This window comes from Parajatrophihabitans canadensis (assembly GCF_053764775.1).
In genome coordinates this window covers 206,880-229,011 of record NZ_CM132445.1, presented here as the reverse complement: position 1 = coordinate 229,011, position 22,132 = coordinate 206,880, and the positions used below count along the sequence as shown (strand labels likewise).

Sequence of the window (22,132 nt, the reverse complement as noted above, 5' to 3'; positions counted from 1 at the left end):
CACACGATGGCTGAGCCCGAACGCAGTGAACGGCTGAGGGTTCCACAACCGCTTATCAAGCGGCGGCTCCCCTCGGGCCGCGGCGCTATGGAGCAACCGAACAACACCAACGAGGGCGACGCTGCCCTGACGCCGAAATTCTGGCTGGCAATCGGGCTAACGGGAATCGCTGCCGGCCTGTTCGGTGATCTCATGATGGCGATTCTGTTCGCCGTTCAGCGTGCGGCTTTCGGCTACGACACCGGCAGCTACCAGGCCGGAGTCGAGCAGGCGTCGGGCGAGCGTCGGTTGATCGCGTTGCTCGTGGCGGGGGCCTTCGGTGGGGTGGCTTGGTATCTGCTGCGCCGGTACACCCGCGGTGAGAAATCTGAAATCGATGATGCGCTGTGGTCGGGCACCGGCACGCTCTCGTTTCGGCGCAGCTTCGGAACGTCGGTCATCTCCGAGATCGTGATCGGCGCGGGTGCTTCACTCGGACGCGAAGCCGCACCGAAACTGCTCGGCGGCGCCTCGGGAAGTATTTTCGCCGGGCGCGTGGGGCTGTCATCAGCACAGCGGCGGCTTCTCGTCGCCTGCGGCGGGGGTGCCGGACTCGCTGCCGTCTACAACGTTCCGCTCGGCGGGGCGCTGTTCACGGCCGAGGTGCTGTGCGGCAGCATCACGTTGCCCACGGTGTTGCCCGCGCTGGCGTGCTCATCGGTCGCGACGCTGACCGGGTGGCTCTACCTGCCGACGACGCCTACGTATTCCGACATACCCACTTACCACTCCAGCGGCCGAATCGTCGTGTGGTCACTGCTGATCGGACCTGTCGTCGGGCTGCTCTCCGCTGCCTACATCAGGTTGATCGGCTGGATCTCGCATCACCGGATCGGCGGCCTCAAGGCGATGTTCGCACCGATGGTCGCTTTCGGAGTGCTGGGGCTCATCGGTTTGGCCTATCCGCAGCTGTTCGGCAACGGCAAAGACATCGCCCACGATGCCTTTGTCGGCGTCGGAGGCCTACCCCTGCTGCTCGCGTTGTTCATTCTCAAGCCACTGGTGACCGCGATGTGTCTGGCCAGCGGCGCCTCCGGCGGCTTGTTCACGCCTGTGCTCAGCACGGGAGCACTCCTGGGCGCGCTGCTCGGATCCGCATGGAGCGAGTTATGGCCTGGTTCACCTGTTGGGGCGTACGCGATCATCGGTGCGGCCGCCACGATCGGTGCGGCCATGCAGGCGCCGCTGGCTGCCTTGGCGCTGGTGCTCGAACTGACTCACAGTGGCTTTCAGCTCATGGTGCCGATGATCGCGGCGACGGTTCTTGCCACGGCTGTCACGCGCCACATCGACGGGTACTCGATCTACTCCGCGAGGCTACCCGCGGCCGCCGGCGGGCACGGCTAGCTTCGGCGGTGCCGGCCCTTGGTCGAGGGGCGCCGGCCGGGATGTGGATCGGCGTGAATCAACCTTGCCAACAGACCAGTCGTAGCTTCGGTGTGCTGGTCGGATACCGCGACCTGCTCGCTAACCTGCTGGCCAACCTGCTGAAGGGACTGGGTAGGTAACCGCGCCGGCGCCGGCTGGCCAGCTTGTAGGTCGAACTGTCCAGCCTGCTGGGAACTCGACAGCGGCGTTGATTCGGCAGCCGGTTGCGCATTCAATTTGGGCGGCTCAGCCTGCGCTGTAGCCAACGATGGCGGCTGTTCGAGGCTGCGGAGTACGGCAGCCACCTGGATCGCAGTCAGGTCTGCTCGCTGTCCCCTGATGAATCGGCGCAGCGCGTCGAGCGGAACGAGCTCGACCGAGCCAATCCGGGTGCGGACGAGGTAGGCGGGTCCGGTGAAGCAGAGGACGGCAGTCGTCGAGTGCGACTCAAGGCCTGCGACTCGTTCGATTGCTCGGCAGGCGCGCTGCAATGCATCGACCTCCGATGACCGGTCGGTGCCGTTGAGGCGCAATATGTCGCCCTGCGCGTCGATCTTGCCCAACCAATGCTTGACGCCGATGACGAAGATGCCGCCTGGCCCGACCAAAATATGATCGACCGCGTTGGCCTGCTCGGGATAGGGGCCGACAAGCCCCTCGGCTGATGGCTGCGTGGCAAGGCTGTAGTACCCGTCCTCGGCGAGCGGTGAAACGACATCCGCGACCGCCTGGCGACCAGCCTGGCTGTTACCAGCTGATGCATTCATATCCATCGCGTCGCACCCCGCCTTCTGGTATCTCGGCCTTGCTCGCCGAGCCAAGACGTGCTCACGAAGCTATGAGAACGCTAACCCCGCCCCGACCACTCTGCAACGCTGCGTGTTCAAACTTTCACGGAATGTAACAAACAAGGGGATATTTCGTCATGTTGGTATACCGCTGAGTGGTCATGGCGACCTGGTCGTATACCAACCTCGGACACTGCATAGTCAAGATTGAATACTGCAAGATCATTGACCTGGAGGTCCTTCGTGATTCACGCCCGCGGGCTGTCCCGCACCTTCAAGACCAAGACCGGACCCGTCGATGCGGTGACCCCGATCGATTTCGACGTTGCCGAGGGCGAGATCGTCGGGTTACTCGGCCCGAACGGCGCGGGCAAGACAACCACCTTGCGGATGCTGACGACCTTGCTCGGCCCTACTGCGGGCTCTGCGGAGGTTGCCGGTGCCGATTTGCGGACTGAGCCGCGCGAGGTGCGGCGGCGTATCGGCTATGTCGCGCAGATCGGCTCCGCGCCCGCGCCGGGCTCCCGAGTCGCTGAGGAGCTCGTCACGCAAGGTCGGCTCCAGGGAATGTCGAAGCATGCAGCGGCCGAGCGGGTGTCCGCGCTGTTGCCACAACTGGACCTCGGTGATCTCGGCGGTAGGGCGCTGTCTGAGCTGTCCGGTGGTCAGCGCAGGCGTTTCGACGTGGGTATCGGCCTGGTCCACAGTCCGAAACTGCTGTTCTTGGACGAGCCGACGACTGGACTTGACCCGCAGAGTCGGGCGAATCTATGGCAGCACATCAGGTCGCTGCGCGACGATCACGGCGTAACGGTGCTGATCACGACCCACTACCTCGACGAAGCCGACGCTCTCGCCGATCGAATAATGGTCATGGACCATGGGCGAATCGTGGCCGATGACACCCCGGACGCCCTGAAGGCCGCAGTCTCTGGCGACATCATCTCCCTGACTGTGGACGGCGACCTGGCGGCGGCGGAGCAGGTCGCGCGGTCCGCCATCGAGGTCCGGCAATCGACTATCGACAACGATCAGTTGAGTTTGACGGTTGAACGCGGCGATGTCGCGGTCGCGCCGCTGCTGCGAGCACTCGATGCTGCTGGCCTGCCGATGCGATCGGTGACCGTTGCCAGGCCCACCCTGGACACGGTTTTCCTTACCCTGACTGGCCGTTCCCTTCGAGACGAGATCTGAGCATATGAATCCCATCGGCAAGATCGCTACCGAGACATCCGTCGTTTTCACCCGTCAGATGCGGCTGCTGCTGCGCAATCCAGTGTGGATCTTCTTCGGATTGACCCAGCCGGTCTTGTATCTGGCCTTGTTCGGACCGTTGCTCAAGAACGTCCGCAACGGGGGCCTCGGCGGCTCGGCATCGTGGTCGGTCTTCGTCCCCGGATTGTTGCTGCAGCTCGCGATCTTCGGCGCGGGATTCGCGGGGTTCGGGATCATCCAGGAACTACGCGAAGGTGTTATCGACCGGCAGCGTGTGACGCCGGCCTCGCGGCTGTCGCTACTACTCGGACGGACACTCAGCAACGTGGCCACGATCGGCGTGCAAGGAATCCTCTTGGTGCTCGTGGCAATCCCGTTCGGGCTTCGACCACAATGGGGTGGCGTGCTCATCACTTTGCTGCTGGTCTGCTTGTTGGCGCTGGGCATCTCGGCCGCGTCTTACTCGATGGGCCTCATCCTGAAAGAAGAGGATTCATTCGCCCCGTTCGTGCAGGGTGTCTCGCTACCCCTCTTGCTCCTTTCAGGTGTCCTGCTTCCGATGTCACTCGCCCCGAGTTGGCTGCGAGGTCTCAGCAAAGCCAACCCGCTCAGCTATCTCGTCGACGCGAGCCGGTCGTTGTTCGTCGGTCATTTCTCTGCGACCAACGTGCTCACCGGAGTGGTCGTGACCGCGTTGCTGACGGCCCTGCTGGCGTGGTGGGGAACTCGTACCTTCCAACGGTCGTCGGCCTGACACGGCGGCCAACCTGTCGGTGCCTACTGTTAGACCGGACAGGTGACCATCACGAACCTCGGAGCCGATATCAACCGCGCAGATCCAGTCTCAGTGAGCGCATCCGCTGATGAGCGGACGGCCCTACGCCTGCAGGCCGAGGTACACCTGCGCGCGCTCGCCGGGCCTGATGCCGTGCTGCGCGAAGATCAGTGGACGGCGATCGAAGCGCTGACCGTGGACCGTCGCCGCGCGCTCGTCGTACAACGCACAGGTTGGGGCAAATCAGCGGTCTACTTCGTCGCAACCGCTCTGCTGCGGGCAAACGGCTCAGGCCCAACCGTGATCATCAGCCCGCTGCTCGCATTGATGCGCAACCAGATCGCTGCCGCCGAACGCGCCGGAATCCGCGCGGCCACGATCAACTCCACCAATCTCGAGGATTGGACGAAGACATATGCATCGATCAATCGCGGCGAGGTCGACGTACTGCTCCTGTCACCGGAGCGCCTGAACAACCCCGACTTCCGTGACAACGTCCTGCCCGAACTCGCCGCCACCTGTGGCCTGCTGGTCGTCGATGAAGCCCACTGCATCAGCGACTGGGGCCATGACTTCCGGCCGGACTTCCGCCGCCTACGGACGCTGCTACCAGAGCTCCCGGCAGGAATCCCAGTGCTGGCCACGACGGCGACCGCGAACAGCCGAGTCGTCGAGGACATCACCGATGTGCTCGGGTTGCGGCACGAACCAGCAGCTTCGGGTCGGTCCGCTGCAGACGGCGTCCTGGTTCTGCGCGGCAGCCTCGATCGGCAATCCCTGCATCTCGGCGTGCTCCGACTGCCGTCCACAGCACACCGGCTGGCATGGCTCGCCGACCACCTGAACGATTTCGACGGATCCGGCATCATCTACACCCTCACCGTCGCCGGGTCGCAAGAGGTCGCCGCTTATCTCCGCGAACGCGGTTACTCAGTAGCGGCGTATTCGGGCCAGACCGAGCAGACCGAACGGCTCGCGGCTGAGGACGATCTCATCAACAACAAGGTCAAGGCACTGGTCGCCACCTCGGCCCTGGGTATGGGGTTCGACAAACCTGATCTGGGATTCGTCATCCACTTCGGCGCGCCGTCCTCGCCGATCGCCTACTACCAGCAGGTCGGACGTGCCGGGCGCGGCGTCGCCAGCGCGCAGGTCATTCTCATGCCCGGGACGGAGGACCAGGCTGTCTGGGATTACTTCGTTTCCGTCGGTTTCCCGCGGGAACAGCAAGTGCGAACGACCCTGGCGGCCCTCGAGGCCAACGGTGCGCCGATGAGCACCGCCGCCCTCGAGACTCAGGTCGACCTGTCCCGGTCCCGGCTGGAGATGATGCTGAAGGTCCTCGATGTCGACGGCGCAGCGAACCGGGTGCGTGGCGGCTGGATCGCGACCGGCGAACCGTGGAGCTACGACGAACCGCGCTACGCCAAGGTGACCGCGGTACGCGAGAGCGAACAAGCCGCGATGCGTGAATACCTCGCTCTGCGCACCTGCCGAATGCGCTATCTACGGCGCCAACTCGATGACCCGGCAGCGACCGACTGTGGGCGTTGTGACAACTGCGGCGGTATGACACTCAGCCAGGCGACTGATGATCAGACCGTTGCCAGCGCGTCCGCGCAACTCGCCCGGCCGGGCGTGATCATCGAACCTCGTCGTCAGTGGCCGACTGCCATGACCACGCTGGGTGTCGATGTGAAAGGCAAGGTAGTGGCGGCCGAATCCGCCGAACCTGGGCGTGCGGTCGCCAGATTTACCGATCTCGGCTACGGGCAACGTATCCGCTCGCTGCTGGCGGACTCGACGCCTGATGGGCCGATACTGCAGGAGTTGATTTCGGCGTCGATAAAGGTGCTCGCCGACTGGGACTGGGCGCAGCGTCCAGCAGCCATCGTGCAGGTCGGTTCGAATCGTCACCCCGAGTTGATCGCCGATTTTGCCCAGCAGCTCGGGCACATAGGTCGGTTGCCGGTGCTTGGGACGGTAACTCGCCGGCCGAATGCCTCAGGTCTGCAAAACGCAGCGCGATCCAACAGTGCGCAGCGACTGCGCGCTGTCTGGGCCGACTACGAGGTGCCCGCGGACCTGGCGTCGAGCCTCGACGGCGAGCATCGCGGAGTGCCGCTACTGCTGGTCGATGACTACACCGAGACCGGCTGGACGCTGACCGTGGTGACCCGACTGCTTCGACGATCCGGAGCCGGGCCGATCTGTCCGCTGGTGTTGGGAATGGCCGGCTGAGCGATGATTTCGGACTTCGCGCCTGCCATCAGGCAGAGTAGAGCTGTGCCCCAGACCGATCCGCCCGTAGTGCTGGCCGTGGACGGCAACTCGCTGGTGCACCGAAGCTTTCACGCCCTCGCCGGGACCGGCATGCGATCTGCGGCGGGCCAACCGATCTGGGCGGTCCGAGGCCTGTTGACTCAGCTGGTCGCAGCGGTGGCGCGAGTCAATCCCAGCGCGATAGTCGTCGGTTTCGATGATCCGGTCGCGAGCACCCGTCGCGAGCGATGGCCGCAGTACAAAGCCAACCGCACGGAGAAGCTCGCGACCCTGGTCGACCAGCTCGAGCTCGCCGTCGTGGTGCTTCGCGACCTCGGGGTGCACGTTGTCGTCCCTGATGGCCTAGAGGCCGATGACGTGCTGGCCTCGGCAGCCCTCAGCGCCGGGACGGCTGGGGCACGAACGGTGATCATGACGTCGGACCGCGATTCGTTCGCCCTCATCGACGAAACAACCAGCGTGCTCCGGATCATCAACGGCGGGGTTGAGGCCTCCCCGCTGCTGACCCCGGAGCGGCTGTTGACCATGCTCGGTGTTCGGCCCGAGCAGTACCGGGACTTCGCGGCGCTACGTGGTGACCCATCGGACAACCTGCCCGGAGTACGGGGCATCGGCCCGAAGACCGCGGCGAAGCTGCTGACGGCGTTGGGCAGTGCTCGCGGAGCATTCGACGACCTCGAGTCCGGAGGCAACCTCGTCGCTGCAGCCGTCGGCACCGGTGCTGCTGCGAAGCTTGCCGACCCCGCGGCCAGGCAGGCGTGGGAACTGAATTGCCAGGTGATGCGGCTGCACTCCTACCTAGATCTGGGCCTCGAATTTGAGGCCGACCTCGATCGCGAAGCTAACTGTGAGACCAATCGCGAGGCAGGTTCACCTCCCGCGGCGGCTAGCCGCAACCGCGTTGGCGCCCTGCCGCTGGACGAACACACCGTGCGAGCAGCGTTCACCGAACAGCAACTCCCGGCGACCCTTCCTTCGGCTCTTCGCGCATTGGCGCACGTCGAGGTGGCGGCTGACGCTCCGGTCATGGCAAGCGAACGCAGTTGGGCGTCATCGGCATCGCGAGACGCGGCGAGATCCCGAAACTGGCCGCCAGGCAGCTCGACCGGGGGCGCCACCGGCTGGTCACGCCAAAAGTACGGCCGGATACCCAAGAAACCTGAGCCGCCGAAGTCTGAGCAGCTGTCGTTATTCGGCTGATGTGCCTACGGCGACGGCGGGTGGTCGAGGAGCCGTGGAGGTTGGTCGAGGAGCCGTGGAGGTTGGTCGCGGGAGACCCGCCGAGCTCGCTAGGAAGCCGTGGAGTTGTAACGGCGCACCGATAGGTAGCCGAAGACCAGACCGATGCCGAGGGTCCACAACAATGACTGGATGACCAGCGACGTCGTGCTCAGGCCGTTGAAAAGGTCTTGCCGCTGGGCCTCGGACACATCACCGATCGTGAGCGAGCGCACCGCGTTGATGACGATGGTCACCGGCTGGTGATCGGCGAAGGCCTGCAACCAGCTAGGCATCGTAGAGGTCGGCACGAAGGCGCTGCTGGCAAACGTCAGCGGAAAGATCACCGGAAAGGTCGCCGCGTTCACGGTCTGCGAGTTACTCGCGTAGAGCCCGACCAGCGCGAAGATGAAACAGGTCGACAATGCGAACGCCAGCAACAGCAACATGCCGAGCAGCAGCCCGGGGATGCTCGACGGACGGAAGCCAACGGCAACCCCGACGAGCACGATGATCAGCAGCCCCATCGCATTGCTCAAGGTGTCAGCCGAGACGCGGCCGGTTAGCACTGCGCTGCGTGCCATAGGCAGCGATCGCAGCCGATCGATGAACCCGGTGCCTCTATCTTCGGCGAGGGCGAAGCCGCTGTTGCCGGCCGTGAAGATCGCGGTCTGAACGGCGATGCCGGGGATCAGATAATTCACGTAGTTGATGTCGCCGAGACCGTTGATTGCCCCGCCGAATACATACCTGAACAAGAGGGTGAACATGATCGGCGAGATCAGCGTGAAGACGAGCTGATCGGGCGCCCGCATCAGCCTGCGCACATTTCGACCCGCCATCGCGCGGCTGTCGGCGATCGCCCACCGAAGTCGACTGCCCGCCGCCGGTCGAACCAAGGTTGCCGTCGCGGTGGTCATGCGTCGTCCTTTCGTTTGCGCCGGCCGCGTTTCGGCGGGGCGGCTTCGTTTGTCTCGCTCGTGCTGTGACCGGTCAAGGACAAGAAGACGTCGTCGAGGCTCGGTTGACGCAGCTGCAACCCGATCGCCTCGAGCTCGGCGGTGTCGAGACGCCTCACCACTTCGGTCAGGGCCGCCGGCCCGGCGGACGTGGCGACGCGTACGACCTCACCGTCGCGCGTCGGACTTGCGTCGCCTGCCCCGTCCAGGGCCAGTTCGGCCTTGGCCGCGTCGGCCTGATTGGCGAGCACGACCTCGACCACCGTGCCCCCTAGCTTGGCTTTGAGTTCTGCGGAGGTGCCTTCAGCGATGACCCTGCCGTGATCGACCACGCAGATCTGGTTTGCCAACCGATCTGCCTCCTCCAGGTACTGGGTGGTGAGCAGCAACGTCGTTCCGTCAGCGACGAGCTCCTCGATTACGCCCCACAGATCGATACGGCTACGCGGATCGAGGCCGGTGGTCGGCTCGTCCAGAAACAGGATTGGAGGCCGTGCGACCAGGGCGGCTGCAAGGTCCAGCCGGCGTCGCATGCCGCCGGAGTACGTCTTGAGAGTTCGGCCCGCCGCGTCGGAAAGGCCGAACTGTTCGAGCAGTTCTGCTGAGCGCTGCCGCCGTACCGCCCGGGGCAGGTGGTTCAGGCTGCCGACCAACTGTAGGTTTTCATCACCCGTCAGGGCTTCGTCCACGGCGGCGTATTGCCCGGCCAGGCCGATCACCCGCCTGGTGCCCTCAGGGTCGGCCAACACGTCTATGCCTGCGACCCGGGCGCTACCGGAATCTGGACGGAGCAGGGTCGTGAGCACCCTTACGGCCGTTGTCTTGCCTGCGCCATTCGGGCCGAGCAGGCCTAGCACGGTGCCAGTTGGAATCTCGAAACTCACGCCGTCCAGAGCGCGGACCGAGCCGGAGAAGGTCTTGACGAGCGATTCGACGCTGACGGCTATCGACTGGCTCGGGACGCCCGACGGCGCGAGAAGACTAGACATGCGGCGCACGCTATCGGAAGCTGCCGACAGGTTCTCGAAATATAGGGGCCGCTCTCAGCCAATCTTCACCGTTCGTCCAAGGACCGGCTCACGAATCCAGCAGCTGGCTCAAGATGCGGTTCAGCGCCTTGAGATCGTCCACGCTCAGCGATCGCAATGCTGGCGGCGGCTCGTTGATGATCAAGCTGGCCGCCTTTGCGGTCTTGCGGCCGGCTGGGGTGATGGTGACGACCTTGGCCCGACGGTCAGACGGGTGCACAGTTCGCTCCAGAAGGCCACGTTGGTGCAGGTCATCGACGACGACCGATGTGTAGGGCGGGTCGGTCGCGAGCGCGGCAGCCAGCTCGCGCATGGTCATCGGACCACCCGTGAGCTTCAGCAAGGCCTTGGCCCGGATAAAGCTCATGCCGAGTGCCTCCGTCACCTCGGCCCGACGGTCATACAGGTCCAGAACCAGGCTCCGCGCCGCCAGCCACGCAGATTCGGCCAAGTCGTCAGCGTGGGCAGTCCCAGCCACGTTGAGGGCAGCGCTTTCATTCAGTTCGCTGGTCATCCTTTGCTCCCGATGGTGCTCCTGATGATCGCCGGCGCCGGCACGTCCTCTTCGAACAAGGCCGCAGCCCGCGCAGCACTGGCCCGACCGCGCTTGCCGCTCGTGGCGAGCCCGACGACCAACACGATCAAACCAAGTCCGGTGAGGATCCACCATGCGGGATGGGTAGCGGCAGCGAAGTCAGCAGACCCGGCAGCAGAGGTGCCCACCGCTGCTGCGGTACTCACCACCGAGCCGACGACGGCAACTCCGAGCGAGGTACCGACCTGCCGGCTCGTCGAGGCCACCGCGGAGGCGACGCCGGCCTGCGCACGGGGCATTCCAGAGACCGCCGAGTTCGTGATCGGCGGATTGACCGCCATGAAGCCGATACCGAAGATGACGTACGCACCGAGCAGCCAGCTATAGCTCGTATCTGTCTCGAGCTGGGTCAGGGCCAGCGCGCCGATGGCTAGGCCGAGACCCCCCACGATCAGTGGAATGCGGGGACCGCGTGCTCCCACGACCCGTCCACACAACGGCGAGAAGGCCAGCGTGATGATGGCGATCGGCAAGGTGAACAGGCCGGCATCAAGGGCGCTCAAACCCCGGACATCTTGCAGATACAGCGTATTGAGGAAGAGGAATCCGGCGAAGGCGCCGAATCCGCACACGGCGATGATCGTGGCACCTGAGAAAGGTGTGCTGCGGAAGAACCTCAGCTCGATCAAGGGATCGCGCCGTCGAGGTTCGTAATACAGCAATCCGGCAAGTGACGCGACGGACACGGCGATCAAACCCACGTTCTGCGGTGATCCCCACCCGACTCGAGGAGCGGCGATGATCGCGTACGTCAGGCTGAGCAACAGCACGATGACGAGTAGTTGGCCGACCGGGTCAAGGCGGCGGGCGCGAGGCGCCTTCGACTCCGGTACGAAGATTGCCGCCAGGATGAACGCGGCAACGCCGATCGGCACATTGATCCAGAAAATTGCCCGCCAGCCCACTGTCTCGGTGAGCAGACCGCCGACCACCGGCCCGATGCCGATGCTGACGCCGATCGCGGCTCCCCATACCCCGATCGCTCGAGCTCGCTCACGCGGATCGGTGAACACGTTGGTGATGATGGACATCGCCACCGGGTTCAGCATGGATCCGCCAACCGCCTGCATCATCCGAAATGCGATCAGCCAACCGAGGCCTGGGGCGACACTGCACAGCAGCGAGCCAAGGGTGAACACCGTCAGCCCGACCTGGAAGGTACGCCGCCGACCCAGCCGGTCAGCTGTCGAGCCGGAGAGGATCAGCAGGCTGGCCAACACCACCGTGTAGGCGTCGACCGTCCATTGAAGTCCGGACAGCGACGCATGCAGATCGGTTCGGATCGATGGCAGTGCCACGTTCACGATGCTGTTGTCCATACCGACGATGAGCAAGCTCATACAGCAGATGACCAGCACCAACATCCGCCGTCGAGCGCTCAGTTCAGGCACTGATTCCCCCAGGTAGTTGTAGGCAACTAATAATTGTACGCCTACAACTACCTACCGGTTAGGGGTTAGGGGTTAGGGGTTAGGGGTTAGGGGTTAGGGGTTAGGTGTCAGCCGGTCAAACTCGGTCGAGAACTCCCGATCGTGTAACGCTCGGCACCGTATCGATGCCAGGTGTTACGCGATTCGCCGAACTGAGCTTTCCGGGCCACCAGTTCGCTCGTCCCAACAGGATCATCAGCGAGGGCAGCAGCACGATCCGCACGACCAGCGCGTCGAGCAACACGGCTGCGGACAGCCCGATACCGATCTCTTTGAACTCGACCATCGACAGCGTCGCGAACACTGCAAACACCGAGACCATCACGACGGCAGCACTCGTCACCACACCGGCTGATCTGGTGATGCCGTATCGAACGGCGTCCCGGGTTGTCATGCCCTGACGAACGCCCTCGCGAATACGGCTGACCACGAAGACGTGGTAGTCCATCGACAAACCGAACAGGACGACGAACAGGAACATCGGAATCCACGCGATCACGCCGCCGCTCGAGCGGAAATGCAACAGCGATTCGGCCCACTTGCCCTGAAAGACCAGTACCAGAATGCCGAACGCGGCTCCCGCGGAGAGCAGGTTCACGGCGATCGCCGTGAGTGCGACCACGATCGAACGGAACGTCAGCAACATGATGACGAAGGTCAGCAGCAGCACGAACCCCATGATGATGGGCAGTTTTGCGCTCGCGAGATTGGAGAAATCGATGTTGGAGGCAACCTCGCCACCCACCGCGTAGCGCGCCTCCGGAATCGAGGACAGCGCGTTGGGCACGACGGTGGTTCTGAGTTGAGAAACGGTCTGCCCAGCCTGCTTCGAGTTGGGTGAATACGGCACCGCTACCTCGACGAGGTGTACGCGCTGATCGGCGGAGGCACGCACCTCGCCCACCGATGCCCCGGCAAACAGCGGGTCGCGATTCGACTGGAGCAGATCAGCCAGTGCCGCCTGCACCTGGCCGGCGTACTGCGAAGGCGCCTGCACCGCGACCTCGTGGCTGACACCCTTGTCCGGAAAGGCCGAAGTCAACTGGTCATAGGTCTGCACGATCGGTATCGAACGTGGCAGATCGTCGGAGGAGGACGAGTGCAGTTTGAGGTTGAGCGCCGGAGCGGCCAACAACAGCATGCCTGCCAGCGTGACGATCAGCGTCGTGCCAGGACGGCGTAGCGCCGGTCGCAACAGAGCGGGCCAGAGCCGGGGTTCGCGTTCGGGACGGTTGGTCAGCCGCCACAACACCGGCACCCGGGGGCGATCCACCGCGCGACCGAGTTTGGCCAGCAACGCCGGCAGCACGGTGAGCGAACCAATCATGGCCACCGCGACCACGATGATGGAACCGGTCGCCAACGATGCGAACGAAACGTCTGAGGCCAGGTACAGGCCCGCCATCGACACCATTACCGCGACACCCGAAACGAGCACGGCATGACCGGACGTCCGCGCAGCAACCTCGATAGCAGCTAGCCTGCTCTTGCCCTTGGCACGTTCCTCGCGCTCACGCTTGAGGTAGAACAGCGAGTAGTCCACCCCCACCGCCATCCCCATCAACAAGATCACCTCGTTGATGGTCGGGGTCGAAGGCAGGATGTGCGAGATCAGGCTGGACATGCCGATCGCGGCGAATACCGAGCACAGCGCCAAGATAACCGGCACCCCAGCGGCAACGATCGCGCCGAACGCGAGTGCCAGGATGAGTACCGTCAGCGGCAGGCTGATGGTGCTGGCCTTGGCGAAGCTCTTACCCAGCTCGTCGTTGATTCCGGCATCCATCGAGCCGTCGCCGACCTCGGCGATCTTCAATTCCGGGTGCTGGCGCTGAACCGCGGCAGTCGCATCGAGCAACGGTTGCACCCGATCGCCAGCGGTGTCGGGGTCGCCAGCCATCGTGATTCCGACCAGCAAAGCCTTTCCGTTCTCGGCCGTAATCGGTGCGGCCACCGAGGAAACCCCCGAAAGTCGCTTCATCGCGGCCGTTACGTCCGCCGCCGCTGACTGGGCAGCTGATCTGTCGAAGGCACCGGGGCCAGAAGCCGTGATCAGGACTTGCTCCTGAGCCGGGTCCTGCAGTCCCCCTGCGCGCACAATATCCGCCGCGCGCCCGGATTCACCCGTACCCAACTGGTGATCGCTGGGCTGCTTGGTGCCGCTGGCGCTGCCTGCCACGAAGCACACCGCGACAAACATCACCCAGATCACGATGGCGCGCCATGGGTGGGTCGCGCTCCATCTCGCCAGTCGTACTGTCGTCGATTTCTCAGCAGATCGCTTGGCCACGGTCGTTCCCCTTCATCTGGACTGTTCGGATGGACTGTTCGGATGGATGTAGCTCTGTCCCTGCTTCCACCCTGGTGTCCTGGACGCCGGTAAACACGGGTGGCAGTACCCAGGTCGGAGTGGACAAAACTCCACCGTGCCCACGCCGGGAACCCATAAGACTTGCCCCATGCGGGAAGATGAGATGGTCATGTCACATGCAGCGTTCGCACTCCGATGGCGCCTCTTGGCCTGGTCATTGCCCATGGCTGTTGTCGCCGAACTCGGAATCGGGCTGTTCTCGGTGTGGATCACCTGGGTTTCGGTGATCGTGGTGGGAGTCGGCATACCCCTGACGCTGATATCGACGCCAGCGGTGCGTTGGTACGCCAATCGGCATCGCAGCTGGGCGGCCAATGTCCTAGGGGAGCCGATTCCGCGTCCCTACCTGCCGATCCGCCCCGGTAGCGGTCCGCTGCTGCGCTTGTGGTCGATCATGAAGGATCCTGCAACCTGGCGGGACTGGTTCTGGCTTCTCGTGAACGCCTCGATTGGCTTCACCCTGTCGATCGTGTCGTTTTCGTTGTTCGCCGGTGGGCTGTTCTACCTGATCTATCCCTTCCTGTGGGCAGTCACGCCGCCGGAGGTGTTCGGCAATCCGTTCGGTTTCTTCCACATCAACCAGGTCTCCGATGCGTTCGTCCTCATGCCGCTCGGCCTCATCTTCTGGGTGATCTGGTGGTATTCCGCCGTCCCGCTGGCCCGGCTCAACGCCCGGATCATGCACAGTCTGCTGGCTCCGACGGACGCCGCACAGCTCGCCGTCCGGGTCCAGCAGCTGGCCTTTTCGCGGGCTGAAACGGTCGATACTCAGGCGGCCGAGCTGCGCCGTATCGAGCGGGACCTGCATGACGGCGCCCAGGCCCGGTTGGTATCACTGGGCATGAGCCTGGGCCTTGCCGCCGAACTGATGACCGATGATCCAGTGGCAGCGCAAAAACTGCTCACCGAAGCTCGCGATTCCACCAGTAGCGCGCTCTCTGAGCTGAGGGATCTGGTCCGCGGAATCCATCCGCCGGTGCTGGCTGACCGCGGTCTGGACGGCGCCGTCCGGGCGCTGGCGCTAGCCAACCCGATCCCGACGCATGTCACGGTTCAGATACCTGGACGCCTTCCCGCGCCGGTCGAATCGGCCGCCTACTTCGCAATAGCCGAATGTCTGACGAACGCCATCAAGCATTCGGGAGCCAGCTGGATCGGCGTCGACGTCACCTTCCAGGCCGGCGTCGCGCGAGGATCTGCCCAGCTGGCCATGCTGGTACACGACAATGGACATGGTGGCGCGGCGGTCGAGGGGGGTAGCGGGATCCGCGGCATCGAGCGCCGTCTGGCAGCATTCGACGGACACCTCACCGTCACCAGCCCGATCGGTGGCCCAACCCAGGTCAGGATGACGTTGCCGTGCGAGTTGTCATCGCCGAAGATCTCGCCCTCCTCCGCGACGGGTTGATCCGGCTACTCGAGGCGTATCAGTTCGAAGTTGTCGAGGCCGTTGACAACGGGCCTGCGTTGTTGCGCGCCCTGACCACCCACCAACCAGACGTGGCCGTGGTTGACGTGCGGTTGCCGCCGACGTTCACCGATGAGGGTCTGCGGGCAGCGATCCAAGCACGTCGTGAGGTGCCGGGGCTGCCGATTCTGGTCTTGTCGCAATATGTAGAACAGCTCTATGCACGCGAGCTGCTGTCTGATCGGGCCGGCGGCGTGGGCTACCTGCTCAAGGACCGGGTCTCCAACGTCGGCCAGTTCATCGACGCGGTGAAGCGGGTGGCAGGCGGTGGAACAGCCATGGACCCAGAGGTCATCTCTGCCTTGCTAGCCCGGCGGGCCAGCGATCAGCCGCTGACGACGCTGACCCCTCGAGAACGCGAAGTGCTCGAATTGATGGCGGAGGGCCGGTCGAACTCGGCCATCGCCGCTCGGATGTTCGTCACCGAAAAGGCGGTCAGCAAGCATTCGAACAACATCTTCTCCAAACTCGGCCTCGAACAGTCCGAGGAGGACAACCGCCGGGTGCTGGCAGTCCTTGCTTATCTAGAGGGTTAGTGCCTATCTAGAGGGTTAGGACTTATCTAGAGGGTTAGCACTCGCTACTGGCTCAGATGCCTTCGTGCGACCAGAATGGTCGACATGAGCGATCGCGCCGTATTCAGTAGCTACCGCGAGTTCTTTCCGTACTACGTCGCAATGCACTCCAAGCCGCTCACGCGCCAGCTGCATTTCGCCGGCACCCTGAGCGGCGCCCTGGTCGCGCTGGTCGGGTTGTTGACCGGTCGACCGAAGTTGATTGGGGCGTTGCCCCTGCTTGGCTACGGCGCCGCCTGGTCAGCGCATTGGCTCGTCGAAGGCAACAACCCGGCGAGTTTCGGGCATCCGCTGTGGTCGCTGCGTGGCGACTTCGACATGATCGGCTACCTGCTGCGCGGACGCGACAAAGATCTCAGCATCATCGCCCGCGATTGGCTGGATGCCCACCCTGAAAACCGCACGGCCACGAACTGGCACCCCGACCGGCTGCGGGTCGCCGCTTGAGGATCATCCGCACGCCGATAACGAGGGCAGCAACAGCCAGGTTTGCAGCAACAGCAGTAGCAGTAGGAGCCGCACTGCTCGCGACGGCGTGCAGTTCCGGGTCATCGGGTGACGGCGACACCACGAAAGCTTGCGCAGCCTTCAAAGCGGGCGATGCCACTACAACCAAGTTCGATTCCGTCAAGGACATCGCCAGCTTCAAGGCTCTCGTCGCAGAGCAGGTCGGGCACCTGAAGGATTTCGCTGACAACGTGCCGGCAACGATCAGGCCGGACGCGCAGGCTGAGCTCTCCGCGGCCAAGAACCTTCAGGGCGTCGTCGACAGCGCGCGCGATCTGAGCGATCTGTCGGCGAAATCGGCTGACGTCAAGAAGGCAACCGATGCTGCCTCGGGTAGCGAGAGCAAACTCACCGCCTGGACCACCGCACACTGCACTTAGTCCGAGCGCGAACGATCACCAGCGCGACGGACCGCTGATCTCTCGAACTGCTGGTCGCACGTCGGCCATGTAGACCGACGTCACGATCAGCGCGATGTACATGATGATGTTCAACGAAAGGACCGCGCCGCTCAGGACCAGCAGGGTGCTGATCACCGCCGGGATACCGGTCATCAGCAGCCATGCGGGTTTGGTCAGTTTTCCGGCAGCTGGAAACGCCGGGGCCTTGCGCGATAGACAATCGAGAAAAGCCCAGATCATGAAGATGCCTACGGCCCAGCCGAGCACCAGCAGCAGCCAGTACTCGATGTGGTTTATGGCCTGCACAACCCCAGCCTACTTAACTCGATGGGCACCTGCGCGCCACCCGAGCCCTCTGACCTGCCGATGAGCTCACTCTTACTCGGTGGATGTGTCGCCTGCCGGCGCCTTCCCGGCTGCAGTTCGCTTGGCAGGTGCTCGTTTGGCGGGTGCGGTTGAGCTTGCAGCGTTGTCCGCATCCGCATCCGCCTTCGCTACGGGTGCCTTCTTCGCGGGTGCCTTCTTTGCGGGGGGCTTGCTTGCTGGCGCCTGCGTTGCCGCCGACTCTTTGACGGCAGACCTGGTCGTCGGCGCCTTCACAGTGCCGAGCACGCCTTCGACGACGCCACCGACGATCGGGCGCACCTTCGATTCGACATTGCCAACGATTGGACGCACCTTCGACTCGACGCTGCCGACGACCGGCCGAACCTTGGCCTCTACACCGTCGGCGGCAACCCCGACTTCGGCGATCAGGCGAACAATGCGCGGATCGCTGCCGAATTCGTCGCGCAACGCGTCGAATTTCGCCTCCCCGCGGGTCGCGAGACTGTCGTACACGGCCTTGGCCGCATCGAGGTAAGCGGCGGACTTTTCTCTCGCGATCGATTGCACATCGGTGGATCGAAGCTGCCTCGCAGCGGACAGCCGATCGTCGAGCATGCTGCGCAAGGCCGAGACACGGGTCCCCGCTTCGTCCTGCACCTTGATCAGCCCAACGAGCGCTTCGGACGGCAATTCTTCGAGTCGGGCGGCCACCCGCTGAACCAGGAGGTCGGCTGCCCCAACGGCCGCGTAGGCCGGAGCGGCGATGGTCTTCGGGTTTGGAATCGCAGTAGCCATGAGCTATCTCCTTGGGTGCCGTTAGCTAGCGGGGTTGTCGGTGAATGAGACGTCGTTGGGATCGAGTGCCGTGCTTGGCACGTGGTTCTCGCGCCGAAACGACTCGTAGATATCGACGAGCACGCTCTTCTGCCGCTCGGTCAGCCCGTCGTCACCGAGAATCGCGCCGATCAGTTCATCGTCGCCATGCCGGTTTTCCAGAATGCCGGCGCGAACGTAAAGCTGCTCAGCAGAGATCCGGAGACCCTTCGCGATCTGCTGAAGGATCTCCGCACTGGGCTTGCGCAATCCGCGTTCGATCTGTGAAAGGTACGGGTTGGAAACTCCGGCCAACCGCGACAGCTGGCGAACCGAGACCTGGGCCTGCTCGCGTTGCTCACGGATGAAGTCGCCGATCGTGCCGACCTTGAGGGTCTGGGCCTTCGCGGCTTCCTTGATGTCATCGACGTTTACACCTCCAGAGTGCCGCAGGGTGCTAACTATTGCAAGCGCGACAGCAAGCACCCTGACCTATGCAGCGGAGCGGGACGAACCCGGCACTCCCGTAACGTCTAACCTGCCAGCGGCGGGGCATAGACCAGGCATAGAGGGGGACGTCATGGCTGACAGCGCAATTCGCTGGGGCATCATCGGGCCTGGCAAAATCGCCTCGTCCGTGGTGGGCGACTTCGAACACGTGCCCGGGGCCGAGCTCGTTGGGGTAGCTTCACGCTCTCTCGATCGTGCGCAAGCCTTCGCTGCCGCACACGGCATCGCACGCTCGTTCGGCTCCTACGCCGAGATCATCGCCGACGACGATATTGACGTCCTCTACATCGCGACGCCACATACCCACCATCACGCGATCGGCCTGGCCGCGGTCCGGGCGGGCAAGGCCATCCTGGTCGAAAAGGCGTTTACAGCCACGATGGCCGGTGCCACCGAGTTGGTGAACGAAGCCCGCGAACGTCAGGTTTTCGCGATGGAAGCGATGTGGACGAGATTCCAGCCGGCTGTCGTTCGCGCCCGAGAGCTCATCGCCGAAGGGGCGATCGGAGAGGTGCGCAGCGTGCAGGCCGATCTGGGGGTAGCCCGCGAATACCGGCCGGCCGACCGGAGCTTCGCCTTCGAGCTCGGCGGGGGCGCCCTGCTTGATCTCGGCGTCTACGTCGTTTCGTTCGCACAGATGCTGCTGGGCACGCCGACCACCGTGCACGCCAAAGGCATGCTCGAGCCGACCGGAGTCGATGCGGCCGCCACCCTGCTTCTCGGCTTCGGTGCCGGCAAAACTGCGGCGCTGATGTGTGATCTGCACAGTCCGACGCCCGGTCAGGCCAGAATCTTCGGCACCACCGGTTGGATCGATGTCCTGCCGCGCTTTCATCACCCGGACACGCTCGTTCTGCACCGTCAGTCGGCCGAACCTGAATCGATGCGCCGGACGCCGCTCGGTCGCGGCTACGCGCACGAATTCATCGAGGTCACCGAATGCCTGCGCGCGGGGCGCATCGAAAGCTCCATCATGCCGTTGGAGGACACTCTGGCGGTGCAGGCCGTGCTGGACGAAGCGTTGCGCCAACTGGGAATCGAATTCACCGAGTCCCCGAATGCCATGCTCGCCGAGGGGCAAAACTGACGATGCTCGCAACCCCGACCGGAACCGCTCCCTCCGGCCCGGCGCACCTGCGCACGATTGCGGTGATCTCGCTCGGCGGTGGCGTGGGCAGCATCGCTCGCTATGGCCTCGAATACGCCTATCCCGCGCGGCCGGGTCAGATCCCGTGGGCGACGCTCGGCATCAACCTCGCGGGCTCGCTACTGCTCGGAATGCTTGTAGTCGCCGTGACCGAGATCTGGCGACCGCACCCGCTCGTGCGCCCAGCACTCGGTACCGGTGTCCTCGGCGGTTTCACGACGTTCTCGACCTTCGCTGTTGAGGTGCGCGGGTTGATCGCCGACCACCCGATCACGGCTGCGAGCTATCTACTGGCGAGCGTGCTCGGCGGTCTCGCCGCGGCAGTGCTGGGAATGTCGCTGATTCGGCGGCTGGAACCGCGCCTTGCGATCGCCTCCGAACACGAATCCGTCGACCCCATCGACCCCGAGCTCCCGTGACCGTGTTGTTGGTATTTCTCGGCGGAGCGGTCGGCGGGCCGTCCCGCTACCTGCTCGACTCGTTCGTCCAAGCACGGACGGGTGGCCGCTTTCCGTACGGCATCCTGTTGGTCAACATCATCGGGTGTTTCATCCTCGGCCTGATCGCCGGCGCCGCCTTCGACGGCGACGCTTCGAAATCGCTGCAGTCGCTTGCCGGAACCGGCTTCTGTGGCGGCCTCACCACGTTCTCCACCTTCTCGGTCGGGGCCGTCGAGCTCGTCGAGAACGACCGGTCGATCGCGGCGGCGAGCTACGTCCTGCTCAGCTTGATCCTCGGTATCGGTGCCGCAGCGGCCGGTTACGCGCTGGTCTGAGCCGGCCCGAGCCGCCCGGCAAATCCCTCGACGAACACCACTTCGGCATCAGCTGGGTCCAGAGCGGCGGAGTGCCCATCGACGATCAAGACGTCCCCGAGCGAGACGCCGCGCTTCAGGACGGCCAACGCGATCGGTCCGAGTTCGTGGTGCTGCGCGGCGGTGCCGACGAAACCGATGGATCGCCCGTCCCGTTCGACAGCCGAACCAGCCGCAGGTAGCTGCTCGGAATCGCCCGACAGGTGCAGTAGGACGAGGCGGCGAGGCGGCTTTCCGAGGTTCTGGACCCGTGCGACCGTCTCCTGCCCCCGGTAGCAACCCTTGTTGAGATGCACCGCAGAGCCGATCCAGCCAACCTCGTGCGGCAACGTTCGATGATCGGTGTCCACACCGAGCCGCGGCTCGCGCCGTTCGATTCGCAGTGCCGCATCGGCCCAACTGCCAGCAGGCCGGGCACCGGCGCCGCGCAAGCGTTCGGCGAGTTCGAGCAATCGCGCTCGCTCGACGATCAGATCCACACCGCCACCCGGGCGCGGCCTGACGAAGCCGCGGCCGTTCGCCTCGGGCAACGGCAGCGCCTTGGTCGAAGGCACGGGTAACCCCGCGGTGGTGAGGACCTCAGCTGTATTCGGGCCGAGCACCGAGAGCACCGCGAAATCGGCGGTGACGATGGCTGGCTCAACGCGCTTGAGGAACCGCATCTTCAGCAGGTACCCGAGCACTTCGTCCGCGGCGCCGGCTTCGGTGTCGATCCATACCGTCGGCTCGGCGCTGGCGGGGCCGAAGCCGAGTTCGGTGAGCTGCCAGTGCTGTTCGACGTGGCCGTTCGGGGAGAGCACCAGCGACTCGGTCGAGTCCCCGTCCGCAAGCGTGGCCACGTGCTGGGAGATGATCGCGTGCAGCCAGTCCAGGCGATCTGGACCAGGCACGACGATGACATCGCGGTTGGAGCGGTCGACCAGCACTGCCGCGGTCGTCGCCGAGCGCTGCTCGCCGAGCGGATCGCCGTAGTGCCAGGCCGTCCCGGCATCAGGGCCATCGGCGGCAACCGCCGCGGGCCAATCGATCAGCGGTGAGTGGTAGTCGGTCATATCGCGGTGCCTCCTGCAGCACAATCGGCGCAGGTGCCGAAGACGGTGAAATGAGATCTGTCCAGTACGAACCCGCGCTCGCTCGCCAGCTGATCAGCCAGCTGGTCGACGAGGCCAGGGGGTGCATCGATGACAGCCGAGCAGCGATGGCAGACGACGTGCACGTGCTCGTCGCTGGCCAGCCGGTAAGACGCGGCGCCATGGCCGAGATGGGTGTGCGCGAGCAGGCCGATCTGTTCCAGAGTCTCCAGCGTCCGGTAGACGGTGGTGAGATCGACGTCCGGCACTGCCTCGGCCACTTGATCGGGGGTGGCGTGCACAAGTTGGGTCACAGCAGCCATAACGCTCACGCGTTGCGGAGTCATCCGCATGCCGCGCTCGCGCAACCGATCCGCCAGCTGTTCGGCCGAATCGGGCTGAGTTGCATGGAAGTGAGCCATCGTGAGTTC

The 22,132-nt window shown here is 64.4% G+C and carries 23 protein-coding genes; 12 read left to right on the top strand and 11 right to left on the bottom strand.

What is annotated here, in order from left to right:
- The first annotated feature begins 6 nt into the window (after nucleotides 1-6).
- On the top strand, nucleotides 7-1,386 hold the full coding sequence (locus tag ACSMXN_RS01050) for a chloride channel protein (protein ID WP_022915412.1): 1,380 nt from the start codon (nucleotides 7-9) through the stop codon (nucleotides 1,384-1,386).
- Here the strand turns inward: ACSMXN_RS01050 and ACSMXN_RS01045 are convergent.
- Nucleotides 1,383-2,180, bottom strand: coding sequence for a nuclease-related domain-containing protein (locus ACSMXN_RS01045; protein ID WP_081649351.1), 798 nt, complete (start codon nucleotides 2,178-2,180; stop codon nucleotides 1,383-1,385). The two genes, ACSMXN_RS01050 and ACSMXN_RS01045, sit on opposite strands and share 4 nt — an antisense overlap.
- A 258-nt stretch (nucleotides 2,181-2,438) precedes the next feature.
- Here ACSMXN_RS01045 and ACSMXN_RS01040 point away from each other — a divergent pair, with 258 nt between their 5' ends.
- From ACSMXN_RS01040 to ACSMXN_RS01025, 4 genes are all read left to right on the top strand, one after another.
- Nucleotides 2,439-3,389 (top strand): ATP-binding cassette domain-containing protein, encoded by a 951-nt coding sequence (locus tag ACSMXN_RS01040; protein ID WP_022915414.1) that lies wholly within the window; start codon nucleotides 2,439-2,441, stop codon nucleotides 3,387-3,389.
- Nucleotides 3,390-3,393: 4 nt separating this feature from the next.
- Nucleotides 3,394-4,164 (top strand): ABC transporter permease, encoded by a 771-nt coding sequence (locus ACSMXN_RS01035; protein ID WP_022915415.1) that lies wholly within the window; start codon nucleotides 3,394-3,396, stop codon nucleotides 4,162-4,164.
- A gap of 93 nt (nucleotides 4,165-4,257) precedes the next feature.
- Nucleotides 4,258-6,426: a RecQ family ATP-dependent DNA helicase gene (locus ACSMXN_RS01030; protein WP_027139956.1), complete on the top strand. Its 2,169-nt coding sequence runs from the start codon at nucleotides 4,258-4,260 to the stop codon at nucleotides 6,424-6,426.
- A 45-nt stretch (nucleotides 6,427-6,471) separates the two neighbouring features.
- Nucleotides 6,472-7,668, top strand: a complete 1,197-nt coding sequence (locus tag ACSMXN_RS01025) for a 5'-3' exonuclease H3TH domain-containing protein (protein ID WP_196811441.1) — start codon at nucleotides 6,472-6,474, stop codon at nucleotides 7,666-7,668.
- 89 nt (nucleotides 7,669-7,757) lie between these two features.
- Here ACSMXN_RS01025 and ACSMXN_RS01020 read toward each other — a convergent pair whose 3' ends face one another.
- The 5 genes from ACSMXN_RS01020 to ACSMXN_RS01000 all read right to left on the bottom strand — a co-directional run bounded on the left by ACSMXN_RS01020 (nucleotide 7,758) and on the right by ACSMXN_RS01000 (nucleotide 13,988).
- Nucleotides 7,758-8,606 (bottom strand): ABC transporter permease, encoded by an 849-nt coding sequence (locus ACSMXN_RS01020; protein WP_022915418.1) that lies wholly within the window; start codon nucleotides 8,604-8,606, stop codon nucleotides 7,758-7,760.
- Nucleotides 8,603-9,634 carry an ATP-binding cassette domain-containing protein gene (locus ACSMXN_RS01015; protein ID WP_022915419.1) on the bottom strand — a complete coding sequence of 344 codons (1,032 nt, stop codon included), beginning with the start codon at nucleotides 9,632-9,634 and terminating at the stop codon, nucleotides 8,603-8,605. The genes ACSMXN_RS01020 and ACSMXN_RS01015 overlap by 4 nt, the downstream gene beginning before the upstream one ends.
- Before the next feature lie 88 nt (nucleotides 9,635-9,722).
- On the bottom strand, nucleotides 9,723-10,187 hold the full coding sequence (locus ACSMXN_RS01010) for a MarR family transcriptional regulator (RefSeq protein WP_022915420.1): 465 nt from the start codon (nucleotides 10,185-10,187) through the stop codon (nucleotides 9,723-9,725).
- Complete coding sequence (locus ACSMXN_RS01005; RefSeq protein WP_081649352.1) at nucleotides 10,184-11,659, bottom strand: MFS transporter; 1,476 nt, start codon at nucleotides 11,657-11,659, stop codon at nucleotides 10,184-10,186. Before ACSMXN_RS01005 ends, ACSMXN_RS01010 begins: the two co-directional genes overlap by 4 nt.
- Before the next feature lie 115 nt (nucleotides 11,660-11,774).
- Nucleotides 11,775-13,988 (bottom strand): MMPL family transporter, encoded by a 2,214-nt coding sequence (locus ACSMXN_RS01000; RefSeq protein ID WP_022915990.1) that lies wholly within the window; start codon nucleotides 13,986-13,988, stop codon nucleotides 11,775-11,777.
- 169 nt (nucleotides 13,989-14,157) lie between these two features.
- Between ACSMXN_RS01000 and ACSMXN_RS00995 the strand changes: the two genes are divergently transcribed.
- The 4 genes from ACSMXN_RS00995 (at nucleotide 14,158) to ACSMXN_RS00980 (ending at nucleotide 16,999) form a co-directional block, all read left to right on the top strand.
- Complete coding sequence (locus tag ACSMXN_RS00995; protein ID WP_022915991.1) at nucleotides 14,158-15,477, top strand: sensor domain-containing protein; 1,320 nt, start codon at nucleotides 14,158-14,160, stop codon at nucleotides 15,475-15,477.
- Complete coding sequence (locus tag ACSMXN_RS00990; protein ID WP_022915992.1) at nucleotides 15,429-16,073, top strand: response regulator transcription factor; 645 nt, start codon at nucleotides 15,429-15,431, stop codon at nucleotides 16,071-16,073. The genes ACSMXN_RS00995 and ACSMXN_RS00990 overlap by 49 nt, the downstream gene beginning before the upstream one ends.
- A gap of 84 nt (nucleotides 16,074-16,157) precedes the next feature.
- Nucleotides 16,158-16,559 carry a DUF962 domain-containing protein gene (locus ACSMXN_RS00985; RefSeq protein WP_051149099.1) on the top strand — a complete coding sequence of 134 codons (402 nt, stop codon included), beginning with the start codon at nucleotides 16,158-16,160 and terminating at the stop codon, nucleotides 16,557-16,559.
- Complete coding sequence (locus ACSMXN_RS00980) at nucleotides 16,556-16,999, top strand: hypothetical protein (RefSeq protein ID WP_022915994.1); 444 nt, start codon at nucleotides 16,556-16,558, stop codon at nucleotides 16,997-16,999. Before ACSMXN_RS00985 ends, ACSMXN_RS00980 begins: the two co-directional genes overlap by 4 nt.
- A gap of 15 nt (nucleotides 17,000-17,014) precedes the next feature.
- Here the strand turns inward: ACSMXN_RS00980 and ACSMXN_RS00975 are convergent, their stop codons facing one another.
- The 3 genes from ACSMXN_RS00975 to ACSMXN_RS00965 all read right to left on the bottom strand — a co-directional run bounded on the left by ACSMXN_RS00975 (nucleotide 17,015) and on the right by ACSMXN_RS00965 (nucleotide 18,646).
- Nucleotides 17,015-17,326: a DUF2516 family protein gene (locus ACSMXN_RS00975; RefSeq protein ID WP_022915995.1), complete on the bottom strand. Its 312-nt coding sequence runs from the start codon at nucleotides 17,324-17,326 to the stop codon at nucleotides 17,015-17,017.
- 72 nt (nucleotides 17,327-17,398) lie between these two features.
- A complete protein-coding gene (locus tag ACSMXN_RS00970) occupies nucleotides 17,399-18,142 on the bottom strand; it encodes a hypothetical protein (RefSeq protein ID WP_022915996.1) in 744 nt (247 codons plus the stop codon).
- A gap of 21 nt (nucleotides 18,143-18,163) precedes the next feature.
- Entirely contained in the window at nucleotides 18,164-18,646 is a 483-nt protein-coding gene (locus ACSMXN_RS00965) for a helix-turn-helix domain-containing protein (RefSeq protein ID WP_022915997.1), read from the bottom strand.
- Between the two features lie 94 nt (nucleotides 18,647-18,740).
- Here ACSMXN_RS00965 and ACSMXN_RS00960 point away from each other — a divergent pair, with 94 nt between their 5' ends.
- From ACSMXN_RS00960 to crcB, 3 genes are read left to right on the top strand one after another with little or no spacing between them, the layout of a single operon-like run.
- A complete protein-coding gene (locus ACSMXN_RS00960) occupies nucleotides 18,741-19,757 on the top strand; it encodes a Gfo/Idh/MocA family protein (RefSeq protein WP_022915998.1) in 1,017 nt (338 codons plus the stop codon).
- 2 nt (nucleotides 19,758-19,759) lie between these two features.
- On the top strand, nucleotides 19,760-20,236 hold the full coding sequence (locus ACSMXN_RS00955; protein WP_081649405.1) for a FluC/FEX family fluoride channel: 477 nt from the start codon (nucleotides 19,760-19,762) through the stop codon (nucleotides 20,234-20,236).
- The gene (crcB, locus tag ACSMXN_RS00950) at nucleotides 20,233-20,592 is read left to right on the top strand and encodes a fluoride efflux transporter CrcB (protein ID WP_022915999.1); all 360 of its coding nucleotides are present in this window, start codon (nucleotides 20,233-20,235) and stop codon (nucleotides 20,590-20,592) included. Before ACSMXN_RS00955 ends, crcB begins: the two co-directional genes overlap by 4 nt.
- On the opposite strand, the gene ygfZ is transcribed toward crcB, so the two are convergent.
- Both ygfZ and ACSMXN_RS00940 read right to left on the bottom strand, forming a co-directional pair.
- A complete protein-coding gene (gene ygfZ / locus ACSMXN_RS00945; protein ID WP_022916000.1) occupies nucleotides 20,577-21,683 on the bottom strand; it encodes a CAF17-like 4Fe-4S cluster assembly/insertion protein YgfZ in 1,107 nt (368 codons plus the stop codon). The two genes, crcB and ygfZ, sit on opposite strands and share 16 nt — an antisense overlap.
- A complete protein-coding gene (locus tag ACSMXN_RS00940) occupies nucleotides 21,680-22,123 on the bottom strand; it encodes a Fur family transcriptional regulator (RefSeq protein ID WP_022916001.1) in 444 nt (147 codons plus the stop codon). Before ACSMXN_RS00940 ends, ygfZ begins: the two co-directional genes overlap by 4 nt.
- Between the last annotated feature and the right edge of the window lie 9 nt (nucleotides 22,124-22,132).